Below are 1906 nucleotides of genomic sequence, written 5' to 3'. Positions count from 1 at the left end.
AGTTTCATCTTTATCCCTTTACTCCGGTGAGCGTGACGCCCTCGACGAACGCCTTCTGGGCGAAGAAGAACACGAGGATCACGGGCGCCATGACCAGCACGGTGGCCGCCATGGTGAGGTTCCAGTCGGTGTGGTGGGCCCCCTTGAACGACTCCAGGCCGTACGACAGGGTCCAGGCGCCCGGGTTCTCCGAGGCGTAGATCTGGGGGCCGAAGTAGTCGTTCCAGGCGTAGAAGAACTGGAAGAGGGCGACCGCCGCGATGCCCGGCCTGGCCATCGGCAGGACGACCTTGAGCAGGGTGCGCAGGTCTCCGCAGCCGTCCACGCGGGCCGCGTCCAGGTACTCGTTCGGGATCGTCATCAGGAACTGCCGCAGCAGGAAGATGGAGAACGCGTCGCCGAACGCCATCGGGATGATGAGCGGCCACAGCGTGCCGGACAGGTCCAGCTGCTTCGCCCAGAACAGGTACATCGGGATGATGACCACCTGCGGGGGCAGCATCATCATCGAGATCACCAGCATGAGTGACAGGTTGCGGCCCCGGAAGCGGAACTTGGCGAGCGCGTACGCCACCGGGATGGAGGACGCGACCGTCAGCACGGTGCCGAGCCCGGCGTAGATCAGGGTGTTCTTCCACCAGGTCAGGAAGCCCGGGGTGTCGAAGACCTTGCGGTAGTTGGACCACTCCCAGGTGTGCGGGATCAGGTCGCGGCTGAGCGCCTGGCTGTCGCTCATCAGGGAGGTGAGGAACACGAAGACGAAGGGCAGGGTGAAGAAGAGGGCGGCCGCCACGCCCAGGGAGTGGACGGCGATCCACTCCAGGACCGCCCTGCGGCGCGCGGTGCGTTCGGCGGGGGAGACCGGTGCTTTCAACGAGACCGGTTTGTCGAGGACTTGGGTCATCGTCAGTCACCTGCCTGGATCAGACCGCCCCGGCGCCGCATCAGGAACGCGGTGAACACCATCGACAGGGCGAAGAGGACGAGTGCCACCACGCAGGCGGAGCCGTAGTCGAAGCGCTGGAAGCCGAGGTTGTAGACGAGCTGGGGGAGGGTGAGCGTGGACTTGTCCGGGTAGCCGGGCTCGAACTGGGTGCCGGCGCCCTGGATCACGCCGGAGGCGACCTTTCCGGCGATCAGCGGCTGGGTGTAGTACTGCATCGTCTGGATCACACCGGTGACCACCGCGAACATCACGATCGGGGAGATGTTCGGCAGGGTGACGTAGCGGAACCGCTGCCAGGGCGAGGCGCCGTCCAGCTCGGCCGCCTCGTACTGCTCGGTGGGCACGTCGAGCAGCGCGGCCATGAAGATGACCATCAGGTCGCCGACCCCCCACAGGGCGAGCAGGGTCAGCGCGGGCTTGGACCAGGCGGGGTCGTTGAACCAGCCGGGGGCCGGGATGCCGGCCTTCTCCAGCAGGGAGTTGACCGGGCCCGTGCCGGGGTTGAGCAGGAAGGCGAAGGCCATGGTCGCCGCGACCGGCGGGGCGAGGTAGGGCAGGTAGAAGAGGGTGCGGAAGACGCCCGTACCCGTCTTGATCTTGGTGATCAGCAGACCGACGCCGAGGCCGAAGACCACCCGCAGGGTGACCATGACGACGACCAGCCACAGGGTGTTGCGCAGGGCGGGCCAGAACAGCGGGTAGTTCTCGAAGACGTAACGCCAGTTCTTCGTCCCGCTCCAGGTCGGCGGCCGGAAGCCGTCGTAGTGCATGAACGAGAAGTAGACGGTCGAGATCAGCGGGTAGGCGAAGAAGACCGCGAAGCCGATCAGCCACGGGGACATGAAGGCCAGCGTCTTGAGCGCCGAGCGGCGGCGTTTGGCGGCGAGGCCCGCGGGCCTGGCCGCGGCGGCGGGCGTGGAGGTGGTGAGGGTGCTCATCGCGCCTACTTCGCCTGCGCGA

The 1906-nt window shown here is 66.7% G+C and carries 2 protein-coding genes; both read right to left on the bottom strand.

Features of this window, described 5'->3' with window-relative positions:
- Positions 1-10: 10 nt before the first annotated feature.
- Positions 11-904, bottom strand: coding sequence for a carbohydrate ABC transporter permease (locus tag IE249_RS16310; protein WP_189705551.1), 894 nt, complete (start codon positions 902-904; stop codon positions 11-13).
- Between the two features lie 2 nt (positions 905-906).
- The gene (locus IE249_RS16305; RefSeq protein ID WP_189705550.1) at positions 907-1884 is read right to left on the bottom strand and encodes a carbohydrate ABC transporter permease; all 978 of its coding nucleotides are present in this window, start codon (positions 1882-1884) and stop codon (positions 907-909) included.
- Positions 1885-1906 lie beyond the last annotated feature (22 nt).

Source organism: Streptomyces anandii JCM 4720 (genome assembly GCF_014650655.1).
Classification (GTDB): domain Bacteria; phylum Actinomycetota; class Actinomycetes; order Streptomycetales; family Streptomycetaceae; genus Streptomyces; species Streptomyces anandii.
This window is presented reverse-complemented; position numbering and strand designations above follow the sequence as displayed.